General features: G+C 66.6%; 16 protein-coding genes. 13 read left to right on the top strand and 3 right to left on the bottom strand.

Going from position 1 to position 19,317, the window contains the following annotated elements:
• On the top strand, positions 1-2,834 hold a 2,834-nt coding region (locus QM612_RS12225), incomplete at its 5' end, for a TonB-dependent receptor (RefSeq protein WP_415254159.1).
• Positions 2,835-2,935: 101 nt separating this feature from the next.
• On the opposite strand, the gene QM612_RS12220 is transcribed toward QM612_RS12225, so the two are convergent.
• Entirely contained in the window at positions 2,936-4,528 is a 1,593-nt protein-coding gene (locus tag QM612_RS12220) for a carboxylesterase/lipase family protein (protein WP_415254158.1), read from the bottom strand.
• A complete protein-coding gene (locus tag QM612_RS12215) occupies positions 4,528-5,883 on the bottom strand; it encodes a pectate lyase family protein (protein ID WP_415254157.1) in 1,356 nt (451 codons plus the stop codon). Before QM612_RS12215 ends, QM612_RS12220 begins: the two co-directional genes overlap by 1 nt.
• Positions 5,884-6,009: 126 nt before the next feature.
• Between QM612_RS12215 and QM612_RS12210 the strand changes: the two genes are divergently transcribed.
• From QM612_RS12210 to QM612_RS12165, 10 genes are all read left to right on the top strand, one after another.
• Positions 6,010-6,879 (top strand): 2-keto-4-pentenoate hydratase, encoded by an 870-nt coding sequence (locus tag QM612_RS12210; RefSeq protein ID WP_415254156.1) that lies wholly within the window; start codon positions 6,010-6,012, stop codon positions 6,877-6,879.
• The gene (locus QM612_RS12205; protein ID WP_415254160.1) at positions 6,873-7,868 is read left to right on the top strand and encodes a TRAP transporter substrate-binding protein; all 996 of its coding nucleotides are present in this window, start codon (positions 6,873-6,875) and stop codon (positions 7,866-7,868) included. Before QM612_RS12210 ends, QM612_RS12205 begins: the two co-directional genes overlap by 7 nt.
• A 9-nt stretch (positions 7,869-7,877) precedes the next feature.
• Positions 7,878-8,393 (top strand): TRAP transporter small permease, encoded by a 516-nt coding sequence (locus QM612_RS12200; protein ID WP_415254155.1) that lies wholly within the window; start codon positions 7,878-7,880, stop codon positions 8,391-8,393.
• Between the two features lie 3 nt (positions 8,394-8,396).
• On the top strand, positions 8,397-9,680 hold the full coding sequence (locus tag QM612_RS12195) for a TRAP transporter large permease (RefSeq protein ID WP_415254154.1): 1,284 nt from the start codon (positions 8,397-8,399) through the stop codon (positions 9,678-9,680).
• Positions 9,677-10,855: a pectate lyase gene (gene pelA / locus QM612_RS12190; protein ID WP_415254153.1), complete on the top strand. Its 1,179-nt coding sequence runs from the start codon at positions 9,677-9,679 to the stop codon at positions 10,853-10,855. The genes QM612_RS12195 and pelA overlap by 4 nt, the downstream gene beginning before the upstream one ends.
• 28 nt (positions 10,856-10,883) lie before the next feature.
• On the top strand, positions 10,884-11,939 hold the full coding sequence (locus QM612_RS12185) for a LacI family DNA-binding transcriptional regulator (RefSeq protein ID WP_415254152.1): 1,056 nt from the start codon (positions 10,884-10,886) through the stop codon (positions 11,937-11,939).
• 148 nt (positions 11,940-12,087) lie between these two features.
• Entirely contained in the window at positions 12,088-12,936 is an 849-nt protein-coding gene (kduI, locus tag QM612_RS12180) for a 5-dehydro-4-deoxy-D-glucuronate isomerase (protein ID WP_415254151.1), read from the top strand.
• A 27-nt stretch (positions 12,937-12,963) separates the two neighbouring features.
• Positions 12,964-13,722, top strand: a complete 759-nt coding sequence (gene kduD, locus QM612_RS12175; protein WP_415254150.1) for a 2-dehydro-3-deoxy-D-gluconate 5-dehydrogenase KduD — start codon at positions 12,964-12,966, stop codon at positions 13,720-13,722.
• 82 nt (positions 13,723-13,804) lie between these two features.
• Positions 13,805-14,605 carry a rhamnogalacturonan acetylesterase gene (locus QM612_RS12170; protein WP_415254149.1) on the top strand — a complete coding sequence of 267 codons (801 nt, stop codon included), beginning with the start codon at positions 13,805-13,807 and terminating at the stop codon, positions 14,603-14,605.
• 57 nt (positions 14,606-14,662) lie between these two features.
• Positions 14,663-15,442, top strand: a complete 780-nt coding sequence (locus tag QM612_RS12165; protein ID WP_415254148.1) for an SDR family oxidoreductase — start codon at positions 14,663-14,665, stop codon at positions 15,440-15,442.
• A gap of 21 nt (positions 15,443-15,463) precedes the next feature.
• Here QM612_RS12165 and QM612_RS12160 read toward each other — a convergent pair whose 3' ends face one another.
• The gene (locus QM612_RS12160; RefSeq protein ID WP_415254147.1) at positions 15,464-16,333 is read right to left on the bottom strand and encodes a S1/P1 nuclease; all 870 of its coding nucleotides are present in this window, start codon (positions 16,331-16,333) and stop codon (positions 15,464-15,466) included.
• A 213-nt stretch (positions 16,334-16,546) separates the two neighbouring features.
• On the opposite strand from QM612_RS12160, the gene gap reads away from it, so the two are divergent.
• Together gap and QM612_RS12150 are read left to right on the top strand one after the other, a co-directional pair.
• Complete coding sequence (gap, locus tag QM612_RS12155) at positions 16,547-17,551, top strand: type I glyceraldehyde-3-phosphate dehydrogenase (RefSeq protein ID WP_415254146.1); 1,005 nt, start codon at positions 16,547-16,549, stop codon at positions 17,549-17,551.
• Between the two features lie 80 nt (positions 17,552-17,631).
• Positions 17,632-19,266 carry a diguanylate cyclase gene (locus QM612_RS12150; protein WP_415254145.1) on the top strand — a complete coding sequence of 545 codons (1,635 nt, stop codon included), beginning with the start codon at positions 17,632-17,634 and terminating at the stop codon, positions 19,264-19,266.
• Positions 19,267-19,317: the final 51 nt, after the last annotated feature.

Genomic DNA, 19,317 nt, shown 5'->3' with positions numbered 1-19,317 from the left:
GTGAGGTGACCGAGCTGGACACCGTGAAGGTGGTCGGCACCTATCGCGCCAGCCTGGAAAAGGCGCTGGAGGCGAAGCGCGACAGCGCCGAGCAGATCGACGCGATCATGGCCGAGGACATCGGCAAGTTCCCGGATCTGAACCTGGCCGAATCGCTGCAGCGCGTGCCCGGCGTGGCCATCGACCGTGATGCCGGCGAAGGGCGCTCGATCAGCGTGCGTGGCCTGGGCGGCGATTTCTCGCGCGTGCGCATCAACGGCCTGGAGGCGTTGTCCACCACCGGTGCCACCGACAGCTCCGGCGGTGCCAACCGCAGCCGTGGCTTCGACTTCAACGTGTTCGCGTCGGAACTGTTCAGCAGCCTGACCGTGCGCAAGACCCAGTCCGCGCAGGTGGATGAAGGCTCGCTGGGCGCGACCGTGGACCTGCGCGTGGCAAGGCCGTTCGACTACGACGGCTTCACGGCCACCGTCTCCGCGCAGGGTGCCTACAACGACCTGTCCGGCACGACCCGCCCGCGCGTGTCCGGCCTGATCGCCAACACCTGGGCGGACGGGCGCATCGGTGGCCTGTTGTCGGTGGCCTACAGCGAACGCAGCCTGTACGAGGAAGGGTTCAGCAGCGTGCGCTGGGCACCGGGCGATGCGTCGGCCTCCAGCACCACCACCTTCTGCAGCCCGCTGGGCTACACCCCGCGCCAGCCGGCCAACAACAGTGGCCGTGGTTCGTCGGCCACGCATTGCCACAACTCCGGTGGCGTGTCGATTCCGCGCCCTGCCAATACGCCGGAAAACGTGGCGGCCTACGAGACCGCGCGCGATTCGTTCCACCCGCGCCTGCCGCGTTATGGACGCCTCTCCCACGAGCAGACCCGGCTGGGCGTGACCGGTTCGCTGCAGTTCAAGCTGGGCGATGCGACCACGTTGAGCGTGGATGGCTTGTACTCGAAGCTGGATTCGACCCGCGCCGAGAACTTCCTGGAAACCATTTCCTTCAGCCGCAATTCCTCGCAGGGCGGCAAGGCGCAGACCATCGTGCGCGAGGCCGAGGTGGATGAGCACGGTGACCTGGTCTATGGCGTGTTCGACAACGTGGACGTGCGCTCCGAATCGCGCTTCGACGAGTTGACCACCGAGTTCAAGCAGTTCAGCGCGCTGCTGGAGCACAGGTTCAACGACCGGTTGGCGATGACTGCATTGCTGGGCACGTCCAAGTCGGTGTTCGACAACCCGGTGCAGACCACGGTCACCTTCGACATCCAGAACATCCAGGGCTACAGCTGGGATTTCCGCAACAACCGCAACCTGCCCGACATTGGCTACGGTGGGCTGGATCCGGCCAACCCGGCATCGTGGAACTGGATCAGCAGCCCGCCTGCCAACAGCACGGGTTCGGAGATTCGCATCCGCCCGCAGGGCACCAGCAATCAGTTCGACAACGCCAAGATCGATTTCGACTTCAGCGCCAACGAGACCTTCACCCTGCGCGGTGGCCTGTCGTGGAAGCGCTACGATATGAACTCCTGGGAGTTCCGCCGTGCGTCCGAAACGGCAGTACCCGCATTGCCTGCAGGCACCACCGTTGCCGACATCAGCCAGCTGCTGACCGGCTTCGGCAAGGGGCTGGGCAGCAGTTCGCCGTCGTCGTGGGTGATGCCGAACCTGGACAAGTTGGCGGCGCTGTTCGACATCTACTGCAACTGCGACACCGGTGCGTCGGGTGGTGATTTCACCCTGACCAGCATCACCAACGGCAATGCCCGCACCAACAACTTCGGCATCCAGGAAGAAGACACCGGCGGCTACCTGCAGGTGGACTTCGACTTTGATCTGGCTGGCAAGCCGCTGCGTGGCAACGCCGGCGTGCGCTACGCCAGGACCGAGATCGAGGCGCGCGGTTACACCTCGGTGGGCGGCGGCACGGAAGTCGTGCAGAACCACAGCTACAAGGACTGGTTGCCATCGCTCAACCTGTCCTGGGCGCTGACCGACAGCTTCATGCTGCGCATGGGTGCGGCCAAGGTGATGGCGCGCCCGCAGCTGGCGGCACTCAACCCCGGCTCCGGCATCAGCTTCAACTCGACCGGCGGCACCAGCACCGCGCGCGTGGGCAATCCGTATCTGGACCCGTTCCGCGCCACCACCGTGGACCTGAGCGCGGAATGGTATTTCGCGGAGGATGCATTGCTGTCGCTGGGCCTGTTCTACAAGGACATCGACACCTACATCCAGGAGTTCCGTGCCTCGATGAGCTACGCGGAGACCGGGCTGCCCGTGGAATGGGTACCGACCGGCTTCGACCTGCAGAACGAGGTCGATTTCCGCCAGTGGATCAACACGCCCGGTGGCCCGCTGAAGGGCTTCGAGGTCAACTACCAGCAGCCCTTCACGTTCCTGCCGGGCTTCTGGAAGGACTTTGGCGTGCAGATGAACTACACCCGCGTGACATCGAAGATCACCTACGGCAATCCCGACGTGCTGGGCTCCGACGTGACCTTCGTCAATGATCTGGTCAACCTGTCGCCGCGCTCGCACAACGCCACCTTGTATTACGACAACGGCACCTTCAGCGCGCGCGTGTCCACGGCGTATCGCGCCCCGTACCTGCAACGTGTGCCGGGCCAGAACAGCAACGACGTGGAAGGCAAGCGCGGCAGCCGCAGCGTGGATGCCTCGATGTCGTACAAGGTGAACGACAAGCTGAGCCTGCGTCTGGATGCGGTCAACCTGACCGATGCCTTCAACGAGCAATACGTGGATTCCTACCGCGACAGCACCTCGGTGTATCACCACACCGGGCGCGAGTTCCTGCTGGGCCTGCGTTACAAGTTCTGAGATCGTTTCCGGAGTGCAATACAGGGAGCCGCCGGACGTTCGCGTCCGGCGGTTTTTCGTTCAAGCGGCATAATCGTGCGCGATCCGCGCGTGGCGTTGGATCAGAAGGTGCCGCGCTGCACGAACGGCACCCGCGCGTACAGCCTGCGCTCGCCGCCACGCGGGTCATCCTGCATCCGTGGCGTGTCTGCCAACACCAGCGTCTCGCGGTGCGCGAGCGAATAAGGTGCCCATGCCTGCGTTGCGCCGGTGCGCGGGTCGCCGTTGCGTGCAAACGCCAGCAGCGCATCGCGCATGGCATCGGCAACGCGCTGTGCCATGGCTGATGTGCCGGTGCGTGCGCCGGGCTGCTCGAGGTTGTCGAACACCAGTGGGATGTCGAGGGTGTGGAAGGCGCGCATCCTGCCGTCGGGATCGACGTCGCGCGGATACCAGTCGAGTTGGTAGGCCCAGGTGTTGTGATGCCCGTCGCGTGCGCGTGCTTCGAGTTCTTCCAGCGCACCGCGCCATGAGCGCCCGGCAGTGGTGGCCGCGAAGAACACCTCGCTTGGCGTGTAATGCGGATACAGGCGGCGGTATTCGGCGATGACAATGGCCGGGTCGATGTCCACATACTGCTGCGCGCGCAGCCTGGCCGGCAGCGTGTCCCAGCCCAGCGCGTGGTTGGCAGGATCGTTGCCGAGGAAGGCGCGGGTTTCGTCGCGGGTATTGCCGATCACCATCGGGATGCGCGCGGACTGCGATGGCGCATCCGGCCAGAACGGATGGCGCGGCAGGGTGTCGCCGTCCATCACCGGGCCGAAGTACAGCGCCATGTCTTCCGTGCGCGACGGGTCGCGCGTGCGCAAGGCCGCGACCAGTGCCGATGCAGGAAGGCGCAGCAGCGCGTCGGTATCGCCGGGCTGCACGCCAAGCGCATCCAGATACAGACGCGCACGGCCATCGGCAGCGCGCGGCCCGGCGGCGGTCACCTGCTGTCCGCTCATCGTCCATGCGCGATGGAACAATCCCCGCGCGGCGGGCATCGCCATCAGCGTGGCGATTTTTGCGCCACCACCTGACTGGCCGAACAAGGTGATGTTGCCGGCATCGCCGCCGAACTCGTGGGCATGTTCACGCACCCAGTGCAGGGCCTGCACCAGATCAAGCTGGCCGACGTTGCCGGACTGCGCGTAACGCGGCCCGGCGATGGCGGACAGGTGCAGGTAGCCGAAGGCATTGAGCCGGTGGTTGAGGGTAATGACCACCACGTCGCCGTGGCGGCACAGGCGCGCGCCGTCGTACAGCGGATCGCTGCCGGAACCGGTGCTGTAGGCGCCGCCGTGGATGTAGATCAGGATCGGGCGCTTGCCGCCATCGCGCAGCGCGGGCGTCCACAGGTTGAGGAACAGGCAGTCTTCGCTGCCCGGGCCATCGTTGCCTGCTTGCGGCGCGGACGCGGCGTAGTCGAAGGCCTCGCACGTGCCGCGCCATGCGGTTTCGCGCAGCGCGGGCAGGAACCGGCGTGGCGCGGTATCCGCGCCGTAGCGCAAGCCCCGGAATACGTGGATGCCATCCTCGCGCACGCCCAGCACGCGCCCGCCGCGCACGCGCGCCGCAACATGCGCGGGCGATGCCGCAACGGCCAGCGGCATCGCCCCGGCGGCGACGGCCAGTGCAGCGCCATGCAGGAAGCGGCGGCGCTGCATCGGCATCAGCGCAGCGGTTCGCGGCGCTTGAGCGGCTTCAGCGGCTCCATCGTGTCCAGATCCCAGTCTTCGGCGACGAAGGGTTGGCGGGTTTCGGCCTGCTGCGGATAGCCGCGCACTTCGTCCTGGCTGTCGATGATGTGGCCACGGCCTTCGATGGTGTTTTCCAGAATGCGGCGGTCGATGTCATCGCGATCCCACGGGCGCGCGCCGACATTGGCGATCACCGCGTCCTGCACTTCGGTGGCCGGCAGGATGCGCACCCCGAACGGCAGCGGCGGCGGCGTTTTCAGCATGCGCGGCGTGACTGGCGCGGTGGTGTAGCGGCCCATCTGCGGCAGCGGGTTGCCGATGCGGTCCACCGCGATGTTGTCGTGCAGGTACAGGTCCAGCTTGCCGGAGCCGCCGAACATGAAGAAGGCGGACTGCTGCGGCGTGTCGGGGCCGGCGCGCATCACGTTGCCGATCACCGCCAGCCGCCCATCCTGATAGGGATGGCCGTCCCACTCGGCGGCGATCAGGTTGTACATCACGCCGCGCTGGCCCGGGTTGTAGATCAGGTTGTTGACCACCCAGCCTTGCGTGCCGCCCTTGAAGAAGGGATTGCGTTCGTAATTTTGCGCATACAGGTTGCCGACGATCAGGATGTCGCGCGCGTTGTCGTGGATCAGCGAGCCCTTGGAATGCTCGCCCTTGGCGTGGTTGGCGTGGGCCAGGCCTTCAGCAATGATGTTGTTGCTGAAGGTGATGCGGTGCGAGGTGCCCGCGCGCCACTGTTCCGGCGTGTCGCCGGCAAAGCGCGTGCCGGAGGCCGACAGGTTCTCGTCGGTGGCCCAGGTCAGCGAGCAGTGATCGACGATCACGTCGTGCGCGCCGACCGTGCTGATCGCGTCGAAGTCGTTGCCACTCATCTTCGGCTGGCCGGCATCGCCGGGGCGCACGCGGATGTGGCGGATGATGACGTTGCTGGCGTGTACGTCGAATCCGCCACGGATGAAGGTGATGCCGGGCTGCGGCGCGGTCTGGCCGGCGATGGTGAGGTCGCCCTCGGTGATCTTCACCGTGCGGACGCCAAGGTCGATCACGCCGCCGACCTCGAACACCACGATGCGCGGGCCTTTTGCGTTCAACGCCTCGATGATCGAGCCGGGGCCGTCGGGTGCCAGCGTGGTGACCTTGATGATCCGGCCACCGCGTCCGCCGGTGGCGTGCGCGGCCCAGCCTTGCGCGCCGGGGAAGGCCAGCGGGGCGTCGGTGGCCAGCGCGGCACCGCCCGCCAGCAGCAAGGTGGCGGCGATCAGCAAGGCAGGCAGGCGTTGGGTGACATGCGCAAGGATGCGGTACGGACGGGGTTGGAACATGGTTCTGGCTCCATCGTGAAAGGGGTACTGCGGGCGGGATCATCCCGCGTTTGCCGCAGTGCGTATTGTCAATGACACCGGTTTACCTTATACGGTCACCCAGCGGCAGGCGATCTGCACCGCAGCATGAGCGAGGAGGCAGGATTGGGTACCGGAACGGACAACAACAAGGCAGCGCAGGCCGACGCGGGGCGTGCGGCCATCGTCGAGGCATTCCTGCGGGCGCGCCGCGCCGGTCTTGCATTGCCGGGCTTCCCCGGCGACATACCGCCTGATCTGGCGTTGGCGTATCAGGTGCAGGACATGGCCATCGCACAATGGCCGGATGCGGTGGTTGGCTGGAAAGTGGGGTTCATCGCCCCGGAACGGCGTGACGCCTCCGGTGACGAACGCCTGCTCGGCCCGATCTTTGCCCGCCATCTCTGGAATGCCACCGGTGGCATTGATGCCATTCCCGTGTTCGAAGGTGGGTTCGGGGCGATCGAGGCCGAGTATGTGCTGCGCCTGGAGGCGGATGCGCCGGCAGACAAGCTGGACTGGACTGCCGCCGAAGCCGCTGCGCTGCCGGCGACCCTGTTCACCGGCATCGAGGTCGCCAGCAGCCCGCTGTCCACCATCAACGAACTGGGGCCACGGGTGGTGGTTTCCGATTTCGGCAACAACAATGGCCTGCTGCTGGGGCCGGAGATTCCCGATTGGGTCGGGCGCGATGAGGCGGGGCTGGTCGCCGAAACCTTCATCGATGGCGCAAGCGTCGGCAAGGGCGGTGCGCAGCGCCTGCCCGGCGGGCTGCGCGCCGCGTTCGCGTTCGCGCTGTCGCGTTCGGCGCGTCGCGGCAGGCCGTTGCGGCGTGGCGAGCTGGTAGCCACCGGCAACGCCACCGGCATTCACGACATCCGCGCAGGCCAGCAGGGCGAGGTGGTATTCGAGGGCTGGGCTTCACTGCGATGCATCGCCGTGGCCGCAGGCGAGGAGGACGCACAATGCACATGCTGACCCGTCGCCGGTTGCTGATGGCCAGTGCGGGCGCGGCCTGCGCCACCTTTGCCGCGCCCGCGCTGGTGGCCGCAGCGGGTGGTGCCCGCGTCCTCACCGCCACCGATGTCCACGTCAAGGACTACCCCACGGTCGAGGCGGTGCGCTGGATCGGCGAGGCGCTTGAACGCGAGACCGGCGGACGCCTGCGCTTGCGCCTGTACCACTCCGGACAGCTGGGCCGTGAAGCCGAGGCCATCGACATGGCCCGCTACGGCGTGATCGACATCACCCGCGTGTTTTCAGGTGCGCTCAACAACGCCTTCCCGCTGACCCAGGCACTGTGCCTGCCCTATGTGTTCGATTCGATCGCGCACATGCGTCGGGCGGTTGACGGCGAGATCGGCGCGCAGGTGCTGCGCAGCTTCGAATCGCGCGGGCTGGTGGGCCTGGCAATCTACGATTCCAGCGCGCGCTGCTTCTACAACACCCGGCACGCGATTGCCGAGCCGCACCATCTGCACGGGATGAAGATGCGGGTGGCGGCTTCCGACATCTTCATCAAGCTGGTGCGCATGCTGGGTGCCAATCCCACGCCGATGTCGCTGGGCGAGACGTTCTCGGCGATGGAGACGCACATGATCGATGGTGCCGAGAACAACCTGCGCAGCTTCCATTCCAGCCGTCATTTCGAGGCCGCGAAGTTCTGGTCGGAAACCCGCCATTCCTACGCGCCTGACGTGCTGGTGATGTCGCGCGACAGTTTCCTGGCACTCACGCCGGCAGACCGCGCGCTGCTGCTGCGGCTGGCGCGCGAATCGGTGCCGGTGATGCGGGCGAAGTGGGAAGAGTCCGAAGGCAAGGCGCGCGCCGCAGTGCAGGAGGCCGGCATCACGTTCAACGATGTCGATCACGATGCCTTCCGCAAGGCCGCGCAGCCGTTGCTGGACGAGTACCACCGCAAGCCCGAGATCGAAGCCCTGTACCTGCGCATCCGCGACCTAGCCTGAGCCAATGCCATGACCGAGACCACGACCATCGTCCCGGCCAGTCCTGCGCAGCGCGCGCTGGACCGCCTTGCCGGCATCGCCATCGCCATCGCCGCCACCGCCCTGGTCGGGCTGGTGGTGGTGCAGGGCTGGCAGGTATTCACCCGCTACGTGCTCAACGACTCGCCCAGCTGGACAGAGCCGGTGACGCTGCTGCTGCTCGCCACCGCCATGAGCTTCGGTGCCGCTGCCGGCGTACACACCAACCGCCACTTCGGGTTCTACCTGCTGGCCGAGCGCCTGCCCGCCGCCTTGCGCCGTGCGCTGTACGTGGCGCGCCCGCTGCTGGTGGCGGCAGTGGGCGCGATGCTGGCCGGCTGGGCGCTGGTGCTGCTGCTGGACGGGCTGGACATCAAGATTGCAGGCGCGCCGATGCCGCAGAGCATCAACTACCTGCCACTTTGCATCGGTGGCGCGCTGATCTGCGTGTTCGCACTCAACAAGGCCTGGCAGGCGTTGCGCCTGGGCCCGGTACAGGGAGCCTGACTCATGGCGATGGCCATTCTCCTCGGTTCGTTTGTCGCCCTGCTGCTGCTGGGCGTGCCGGTGGCGTTCGCGCTGGCCGTGTCGGCGCTGGCGACGTTGCTGTACCTCGACCTGCCGGCGATCGTGCTGGTGCAGCAGGTGTCTGCCGGTGCCGGCGCGGTGTCGCTGATCGCAATCCCGCTGTTCATCTTTGCCGGTGAACTGATGCTGCGCGGTGGCATCTCCGAACGCCTGATCGGGCTGGCGTCCGCGCTGGTGGGGCGCATGCGCGGCGGGCTGGGCCAGGTCAGCGTGCTGTCCTCGCTGTTCTTCGGCGGCGTGTCCGGCTCTGCGCTGGCGGATGTGTCGGCGGTCGGCGGCACCATGATCCCGCAGATGGTCAAGCGCGGTTACGACCGCGACTACGCGGTCAACGTGTGCATGACCGCCGCGCTGGTGGCGTTGCTGGTGCCGCCTTCGCACAACCTGATCCTGTTCTCGGCGGCGGCCGGTGGCGGCATCTCGATCACCGACCTGTTCGCGGCCGGCATCATGCCCGCGCTGCTGATGACGGCGGCGATGATGATCACCGGGTACGCGGTGGCGCGCGCGCGCGGCTACGGCACCGAGGCGTTTCCGGGCTGGCGCGCGGTGCTGCAGCGTTTCGTCGGCGCGTTGCCGGGGCTGGGCCTGGTCGCGCTGATCTTCATCGGCATCCGCGCCGGCATCTTCACGGCGGTGGAATCGGCGGCGATCGCCGTGGTCTATGCCATCGTGGTGACCGCGCTGCTGTACCGGCAACTGCGCTGGACGCAATTCCGCGAAGCGGTGGTGCATGCCGCGCGCACCACCGGCGTGATCCTGTTCGTGATTGCCACGGCGGCGGTGTTCGGCTGGCTGCTGGCCTATCTGGAAGTGCCGGCTGCGGCCGTGCATTTCCTGCAATCGGTGGCCGACAGCCAGAAGGTGGTGTTGCTGCTGATCGTGCTGATCCTGCTGTCGCTGGGCATGTTCATGGATCTGGCACCGAAGATCCTGATCTGCACGCCGATCTTCCTGCCGGTGGTGAAGGCCTACGGCATCGATCCGATCCACTTCGGCCTGGTGATGGTGCTGGCCGGCGGGATGGGGCTGGTGACGCCGCCGATCGGCTCGGTGCTGTTCATCGGCACATCGATCGGCAAGATCACCGTGGCCGAGAGCATGCGCACGATCTGGCCGTTCTGGCTGGCCGGGCTTGCGGTGCTGCTGATCGTGGCGTTCTTCCCGGAGCTGTCGCTGTGGCTGCCGAGGGCATTGAAGGCATGATCCGCCGCGTCGCCCTGCTCATCGTGCTGCTGCCCTGCATGCTGGCCGCATGCGCCGCGCCGCAGGTGCAACAGACCACGCCGCCGCCTGACCTGGCCGGCTTTGCCGATGCCATCCACCACTGGCGCAACGTGCATGGCGACGAGTACCCGCGCCACGCGCCGGAGGACGTGGCGAAGATCGCGGACAACATCCTGCTGTACCAGCGCGCGGATGGCGGCTGGAAGGAAAACGAAGACCCGGCCCGCGTGCTGGACGACGCAACCCGCGCACGCTATGCCGAGGAGGCAAGGAAGAGCGGCGGCAGCTTCGACAACCGCAACATCTACACGCAGGTGGCGTATCTGGCCACGGCGCATGCGATCACCGGCGATGCGCGTTACCGCGACGGCAGCTTGCGCGGGCTGCAGTTCACGCTTGCGCAGCAGATCGCAGGTTGCGGCGGCTGGCCGCACACGGTGCCGGCCACCGAGTCCTACCACCCGCACATCACCATCGCCGACGACGTGACCGCCGGCGTGCTGGGCATGCTGCGGCAGGTGCTGGATGACCGGCAGCGCTACGGGTTTGTCGATGCCGCCACATTGGCGCGTGTGCGCGACGCGGTGGCGCGCGGCGATGCCTGCCTGCTGCGCCTGCAGGTGCGGCAGGGCAAGGCGCTGGCAGGCTGGGCCGGGCAATACGATGCCGCCACCTTGCAACCGGCGCAGGGCCGCAAGTTCGAATTGCCGTCCATCGCCGTGCAGGAAACCGTGGGCGTGCTGCGCTACCTGATGGCGATCCCCGAGCCTTCGCCGCAGGTGGTCGCGGCCATCGAGGGCGCGATGGCCTGGCTGCGCAAGGTGGAGATCACCGGCTGGCGTCTGGAGACCTTCGACGCACCGCCCGAGCAATTCCTCCACCACAGTTCCGGCAAGGACCGCCGGCTGGTGGCCGACCCGGCGGCACGCGGCCTGTGGGCGCGGTTCTACGACGTGGCCGACAACGGCGTGGTGCTGGCTACCCGCGACAGCGTGCGCGTGGCCCGTTACGAGGACATCCCGCGCGAGCGCCGCACCGGCTACGACTGGTACGGCAACTGGCCGCGTTCGCTGCTGGGCAAGGACTACCCGCGCTGGCGTGCCCGGCACGGATTGCCGGAGGAAAGCCGGGCAGCCGACGGGCGGCAAGGCTAGAATCCGGGAACACCGACAGCAGACGATCATGCCCGCCATCAGGAAATCTGGACGCAGCACCCCGGCCACCGCTGATGCGGGCAAGACGATCACCATCAACGACATCGCGCGGTTGGCGGGCGTCTCCAAGAAGACGGTGTCGCGCATCATCAACCAGTCGCCGCTGGTGCGGCAGGACACGCGCGAGAAAGTCGAAACGCTGATGCGCGAAGTCGGCTACGCGCCGGACCCGATGGCGCGCGCGCTCGCGTTCCGCCGCTCGTTCCTGATCGGCATGGTGTATGACAACCCGACCGCGCAGTTCATCGTCAACATGCAGTACGGCGTGCTGGACACGCTGCGCGGCTCCGGTTTCGAGCTGGTGGTGCATCCTTGCGACAGCCGCAGCGCCGGCTACATCGACGGCGTGCGGCGCTTCGTGCAGCAGCAGAAGCTGCACGGCGTGATCCTGGTGCCGCGCGTGTCCGAGGATCAGGCACTGGCGGACATGCTGGACGACATCGGCTGCCGCTATGTGCGCATCGCGGCGGTGGCGCTGGACACGCCCGAGCGGATGGTGGTGACCCACGACCACGACGGTGCCGCCGAGGTCGCGGACTACCTGCTTTCACTGGGGCATCGCGACATCGCCCTGATTACCGGCCCGGCCGACTATCGCTCCGCGATCGAGCGCACTGGCGGTTTCCTTGGCGCACTGCGCCGGCGCGGCATCGAGCTGCCGAAGTCGCGGGTGATCGAAGCCGGCTACACCTTTGAATCCGGCGTGGCCATCGCCGAGAAACTGCTTGCGTCGAAGAAACGCCCCACCGCGATCTTCTGCGGAAACGACGAAATGGCCGCAGGCGTCTATCGCGTCGCCCTGCGCACCGGCATCCAGATCCCGCAGCAATTGTCGGTGGTGGGCTACGACGACAGCCCGCTGGCTTCGCGCCTGTGGCCACCGCTGACTTCGGTGCGCCGCGATACCCGCGACACCGGGCGCATCGCCGCCGCCATGCTGCTGCAGACGGAAGGCGCGCCGCGCCCGCTGTCCAGCGTGCGGCCGCATCTGGTCATACGCGACTCCTGCCAGCCGCCGGCCTGATGGATTTTCTGCTCCCCTGCCTTCGCAGGGGGAGCAGAAGCCAGTCTGCCGCAGCGCAAAATGACACCGGTAGCCAAAAATCCGTAGAATGCCCGCAACCTGACCATCCGCGCCGCCAGTGGCGCACGCCAAGCAACGGAGTAGCCGCATGTTCTGCAGGACTTACCACGCCACCCATCCGGACATGATGGACGGCGCCAGCAACGATCAACTGCGTGACCGCTATCTGGTCGGTGGCCTGTTCGTGGCCGACACGGTGCAGTTGCACTATTCGCACAACGAACGTTTCGTGATCGGCGGTGCCGCGCCGGTGACGCAGGCCGTGGCGTTGCCGCAGCAGACCGAACCGGCATCGGCGGCGGGTCATCCCTTCCTTGAGCGCCGCGAACTGGGCGTCATCAATGTCGGCAGCGGCAGCGGCAAGGTGACGGTGGATGGCACCGAGTACGTGCTGGGCCCGAAGGACGGCCTGTACGTGGCGATGGGCAGCGTCGATGTGTCGTTCGCTTCGAGCGATGCCGCCAACCCGGCGAAGTTCTACCTCACCTCGACACCGGCACACGCGCGCTTCGAGACGAAGCAACTGTCGATCAAGGATGCGGTGGCGCTGGATCGCGGCGCGCTGGAAACCAGCAACGAACGCACCATCTACCAGTTCATCGTGCCGGCCACCTGCCAGTCCTCGCAGTTGCTGCTGGGCCTGACCGTGCTCAAGCCGGGCAGCGTGTGGAACACCATGCCGCCACACCTGCACGACCGCCGCAGCGAGATCTATTTCTATTTCGACCTCGGCGAAAACGACCGCGTCTATCACTTCATGGGCCAGCCGGAGGCGCAGCGCCACATCGTCGTGCAGAACGACGAAGCGGTGATCTCGCCACCGTGGTCGATCCACATGGGCGCGGGCACCGCCAACTACGCCTTCATCTGGGCGATGGGTGGCGAGAACCTGGACTACACCGACATGCACGTGCTGGACATCTGCCAGCTCAAGTAACCGCGCAACTAATCAGGAGAACGCATCGTGGCAAGCAATCCCTTCAGTCTGGAAGGCAAGGTCGCGCTGGTTACCGGCGCCAACACGGGGCTGGGCCAGGGCATCGCACTGGCGCTGGCCGAAGCAGGTGCCGACATCGCCGCCGCCGGCATCGTGGAAGCCGCAGAAACCGGTGAAAAGGTGCGCGCGCTGGGCCGCCGCTTCCTCAACATCGAAGCCAACCTGATGTCCATCGAGCCGGTCCAGCGGCTGGTGCAGGAAACCGTGGCCGGCCTTGGCGGGCTGGACATCCTGGTCAACAACGCCGGCCTGATCCGCCGCGCCGACGCCGTGGACTTCAGCGAGAAGGACTGGGACGACGTGATGAACGTCAACATCAAGTCCGCGTTCTTCATGTCGCAGGCCGCGGGCCGGCACTTCATCGCGCAGGGCAGCGGCAAGATCATCAACATCGCTTCGATGCTCAGCTTCCAGGGTGGCATCCGGGTGCCGTCGTACACCGCGTCCAAGAGCGGCATTGCCGGCATCACCCGCCTGCTTGCAAACGAATGGGGCGCGAAGGGCGTGAACATCAATGCGATCGCGCCGGGCTACATGGCCACCGACAACACCGCGCAGCTGCGTGCCGACGAGGAACGCAGCAAGGCGATCCTCGACCGCATCCCGGCGGGGCGCTGGGGCGTGCCGGCGGATCTTGGCGGCACGGCCATATTCCTGGCCTCGGCGGCGTCCGATTACGTCAACGGCGCGGTGATCCCGGTCGATGGCGGCTGGCTGGCGCGCTGATTCCTTCGCGAACATGGAACAGGCAGGGCGGCGCTTCCTCCCCCGGACTTCCGGCCTGCCTGTTCCGTCTTTTCCAATGCCGATGCCGATGTTGATGCGACGCTTGCTGGCCTGTGTGTTCGCGGCTCTCGTGTGCATGGGGACTGCCGCAGCGCAATCGCCTCGGCATGTGTTCATCGTCGGCGATTCCACCGCCAGCGAATATGGCCCGGAACGCGCGCCACGCCAGGGCTGGGGCATGCAGTTGCAGCCGTACCTCGACCCCGCCGCATGGCAGGTGCGCAACCATGCGCAGTCCGGGCGAAGCTCGCGCAGTTTCATTGCCGAAGGCTGGCTGGCACCGCTGGAAAAGGCCATGCAAGCCGGCGACGTGCTGCTGATCCAGTTCGGCCACAACGACGAAAAACGCGAAGACCCCAGCCGCTACAACGCGCCGGATGTTGCCTTCCCGCAGTGGTTGATGCGCTACGTTGCATTGGCGCGCGACAAGGGGGCCACGCCGATCCTCATCACCCCGCTGGCGCGCCGCAAGTTCGAGCGCGGCAGCAGGATCGACCAGTTGCTGGACACGCATGGCCTGTATGCGCAGGCGGTGCGCGACCTTGCCGAGCGTGAGCATGTCGGCCTGATCGACCTGACCGAGATCAGCATGGGCTGGCTGCGCGCATTGGGCGATGACGCCTCGAAACCGTTTTTCATGCACGTGCCGGCGCAGCAACTGGCGGACGACACCCACCTGCAGGAACGCGGCGCGGTCGTCGTGGCCTGCTTCGTGGTGCGCGAATGGGCGCGGCTTGACCCGGCACTGGCCGCAAGCGTGGTGCGCCAGACCAACTGCAGCGCGCCTGTGGCGTCGCAAATGCCCCCGAAGGTGGCGCACTGAGAGTCACGCCGTGGTGGCAGCTATGCTTGTCCCTCCACGCAAGCCCCGGAGCCGCCCATGGCATCGCATCGCTGGACACTGGAAGGACAACGCGCGCTGGTGACCGGTGCCAGTGCCGGCATTGGCCTTGCGATCTGCCGCGAACTGCTGGGCCTTGGCGCGCAGGTGCTGATGGTGGCGCGCGATGCGGCATTGCTGGAAGCCGCGCGCGCCGAACTGGAAGACGAGTTTCCCGGCCCGGAAGACGCGGTGCTGGCGCTGCCTGCCGATGTCACCGATGACGAACAGCGTGCCGAAATCATTGACTGGGCCACCGATGGCGGTGGCTTGCATGTGCTGGTCAACAACGCCGGTGGCAACATCACCCGCCCGGCGCTGGACTATGGCGAAGACCAGTGGCGCGGCATCTTCGAGACCAATCTGTTCTCCGCGTTCGAACTGTGCCGGCTGGCGCATCCGCTGCTGTCGAAGCATGCGGCTTCCAGCATCGTCAATGTCGGCAGCGTGTCCGGCATCACCCATGTTCGCAGCGGCGCGCCCTACGGCATGAGCAAGGCCGCGCTGCACCAGATGACCCGCAATCTTGCGGTGGAATGGGCCGAGGACGGCATCCGCGTCAATGCGGTTGCGCCGTGGTACATCCGCACCCGGCGCACCAGCGGCAAGCTGGCCGACCCCGATTATCTGGACGAGGTGCTGCTGCGCACGCCGATGGGGCGCATCGGTGAACCGGAAGAAGTGGCATCCGCCGTCGCCTTCCTGTGCATGCCGGCAGCGAGCTACGTCACCGGCGAATGCATCGCGGTGGATGGCGGATTCTTGCGCTACGGGTTTTAAGGCGCGGCGATTCGTTTCAACTCAGCGCGCTTCGCCGATGGTCTGGTTCAGCAACTGCGCCAGCCGCCATGCGGCCTGCCGCACGCGCTGTTCGGCCAGCGGGCGCATCGCGTCGAGGTAGGCGCTGTCCATCTTGTGGTTGTCCGCAGGTGGATAGATGCCGCGTGCGTCGATCAGGCGGCAGGATTCCTTCGCCCATGCCAGCGGCATCACATCGTGTTCGGACGGCGTGGGGAACGGTGGCCACGGCAGCTTGTCCAGCCGGTTGGCGTAAGCGTTCAGGCCAAGGCCTTCGTCGGCAAGGACGTAGTAATCCCAGACCGCATGCAGGTTGGTGCCCATCACGCCATCGACGTATTTGTCGCGTGCGTAGGCTTCCGGCTCGATCGGCGTGCGCAGGCTGATCTGGTAGCCGTTGCCGCCGCTGTCGGTGCGGTTGCCTGCGTGCATCGGCTGGTGCGCATCGCCAACGAAGTGGACGATGAACTTCAACGCATCGCGGCGTGCGTCCAGCGGCTGGCTGCGGTCACCAAGAATCGCGCGCTGCTTCTGGATGGCACCGACCACGCAATTGCCGTCGGGGCAGTCACGCGCCATGTCGAAATCGCAGCCGCCGCCCTTGGCATTGACGTAGTGCCAGCGTGAGGTCTGCTTGAAGCGCTCGGGGTCGGTATTGCGCAGGTCATCCGCCCACGAGGCCACGCCGGCCAGCGTCGGGTCCGGCTCACCGGCCAGCAGGCGTGCGACTTCGGCCCTCGCGGTTGGGTCGAGATGGCGCTGCGCCAGTTCGCCGACAAGGCTGTGGCCCAGCCGGCTCCAGGCGTAGGCGGTGGTGGCGATGCCCAGCAGCAGGGCGACGATGAGCAAGCGGATGCGGGTGCGGGTGACCATGCCGGGAGGATACCCCGGCATGGCGCGCTGCTGCATGACGGCGGATCGCCGGGCGCTTGATCCGAGCCGGGATGGGCTGTTGCACCGGAAACGATTTGCTGCCTGCTGTTCGCGTCCGATTGTTGGGCAAAAACAAACCTGCAACGGCTGATGCGCCGGGGCGATTGGTTAGAATGCGGATTCCCCCACGAACCCCGGCAGGAGAACTCCGCAATGGCCATCAAGGTTGGCATCAACGGTTTCGGTCGCATTGGTCGTTGCGTGTTCCGCGCGGCGGTGCAGAACTTCGGCGACGACATCGAGATCGTCGGCATCAATGACTTGCTGGAGCCGGACTATCTGGCCTACATGCTGCGCCACGACTCCGTGCATGGCCGCTTCGATGGCGACGTGAAGATCGAAGGCGGCAACCTTGTCGTCAACGGCAAGACCATCCGCCTGACTGCGGAGAAAGACCCGGCCAGCCTGAAGTGGGGCGAGATCGGCGCGGATGTCGTGATCGAATCCACCGGCATCTTCCTGACCAAGGACGGCGCGCAGAAGCACATCGACGCCGGTGCGAAAAAGGTCATCATGTCCGCGCCCAGCAAGGACGACACGCCGATGTTCGTGCATGGCGTGAACTGCGGCAGCTACGCAGGCCAGCCGATCATCAGCAATGCCAGCTGCACCACCAACTGCCTTGCGCCGCTGGCCAAGGTGCTGAACGACAAATGGGGCATCAAGCGCGGCCTGATGACCACCGTACACGCCGCCACCGCAACGCAGAAGACGGTCGATGGCCCCAGCAACAAGGACTGGCGCGGTGGTCGCGGCATCCTCGAAAACATCATCCCGTCCAGCACTGGCGCGGCCAAGGCGGTGGGCGTGGTGCTGCCGCAGCTCAAGGGCAAGCTGACCGGCATGGCCTTCCGCGTGCCGACCAGCGACGTGTCGGTGGTTGACCTGACCGTGGAACTGGAAAAACCCGCCACCTACGCCGAGATCTGTGCGGAGATGAAGGCGCAGAGCGAAGGCGCATTGAAGGGCGTGCTGGGCTACACCGAGGAGAAAGTGGTTGCCACCGACTTCCGTGGCGACGCCCGCACCAGCATCTTCGATGCCGAGGCCGGCATCGCGCTGGACGACACGTTCGTCAAGCTGGTGAGCTGGTACGACAACGAATGGGGCTATTCCAACAAGTGCCTCGAAATGGTCAAGGTGGTCGCGGCAAAGTAAGCACGCCGCACCGTTTGGTTTCCGCGAAGCCCCGCCCGTGCGGGGCTTTGTGTTCACAAACACCATGCTAGAAGGCGATGGTGAGTGAACCTGTTGCCACTGCAAGCTGGAGCCTGCGTCGCGAGTTGACGTGGATGCTGGTATCGACCGCGCTGCTGCCGGTGGTCGTGTTCGGCGGTGCGCTGCTGTGGAGCCAGTGGCAGCGCGACCACGACGAACTGATGCTGCGCCTGGCCAGCAGTGCGCAGAGTAGCCAGAACGCCTTCGACGATTCGCTGGAGGGCATCCTGGGTGGCGTCCGCCTGCTTGCGGACGGTGCCGCTACCCCCGAGCCGCAGCGGCTGCTGCAGGCGTATCCATCGTTGGCATGGGCGCGGGTGAGTGATCGCAACGGCATCGGCGTGGCGAAGCCCGGTGCCGGCGCGGCGGCAGTGGCGGCAGGCAACGATGGCTCGCAACCGCGACGCGCTGCCAGCACGCCGCAGGCGTTCGATGCGGTGCGCAGCGACGGCGAGGCGCTCGTCGTGGTTTCCGTGCCTTTACGCGACAACAGTGCCGTCCCGGGCACGTTGCAGGCAGCGTTGCCGGTCGAGCGCCTGGTTGGCCAGCGCTCCAGAACCCTGCGCCAGCGCGGCTTCGAGCTGATCCTGCTGGATCATGGCAACCGCGTGGTGCATGCCAGCCAGGGCTTGCGCTGGCGGTTCGCGGACGCGACCGGCGTGCTGGGCGATGCGCTCCGTCGCGGTGCTGCGGAGCCGGGCCAGCAGGGCAGGGAGCGCCTGCTGGCCGGCCTGGTGCAGGGTGAAGGCAAGGCCTACGCGCATGCGGTGCGGATGCGCAACGGCTGGGTGGTGGCGGTGATCGCCCCCGAACAGCGCTTGCTGGCCGCCAGCCAGTCGCGGCTTGGTCTGCTGCTTGGCCTGTTGATGGTGACCACGCTTGGCATCCTGCTGGCGCTGTGGCGGTTGCGTCGGCTGCTGGTGTCCAGCATGGGGCGATTGCTGGCCGGTCTGCACGGCTATGCACTGGGCGGCATGCCCGACCCGCAACAGCTTTCACGCATGCCGGAGGAACTGCAGCCGTTGTCGCGTGGCATCGGTGAGCTTGCCGCCCGCCTGAATGCCGTGTTCGGCGAACTGCGCGAGGTGCTCGACCAGAGGGAGCAGGTCATTGCGCAGCGCACTGAATTGCTGCGCAAGGCGGTCGCCGATCTCGACCAGTTGAGTCGTACCGACGCATTGACGGGCAGCCTCAACTATCGGGGCTTCCAGGAGACCGGCGAACGCCTGTGGCGGGAGGCGCGCGCCAGCAACCAGCCGTTGTCCGTGCTCGCCATCGATATCGATCACTTCAAGCGTTACAACGATCTCTATGGCCATGCCGAAGGCGACGGTGCGTTGCGTCGCTTTTCAGGTGCGGTGCGCAGTGCGCTGCTGCACGCCGATGACGTGTTGGCGCGGCCGGGTGGCGAGGAGTTCACGGTGTTCCTGCCCGGTGCCATGCAGGCACAGGCGATCAAGGTGGGTGAGCGCATCTGCCAGCGCGTGCGCGACGCCGACATCCTCCACGCCGGATCGCCCATGGGCCGGATGACGGTCAGCGTGGGCGTGGCCACGCTGCAGGCGGGCGACGGCGATATCGAGGACATGCTCAGGCGGGCCGACGAGGCACTGTATCGCGCCAAGCACGCGGGGCGCGATCGGGTCTGCGCCTGAGCGGCACCGCGTGGCCTTGCAAATCGCCGGTGCATCGCCGAGTCTGCCGGC

Source organism: Thermomonas sp. (assembly GCF_047606765.1).
Lineage (GTDB): Bacteria > Pseudomonadota > Gammaproteobacteria > Xanthomonadales > Xanthomonadaceae > Thermomonas.
Note: the sequence above shows the minus strand (reverse complement) of the source record. Positions and strands in the feature narration are given on the sequence as shown.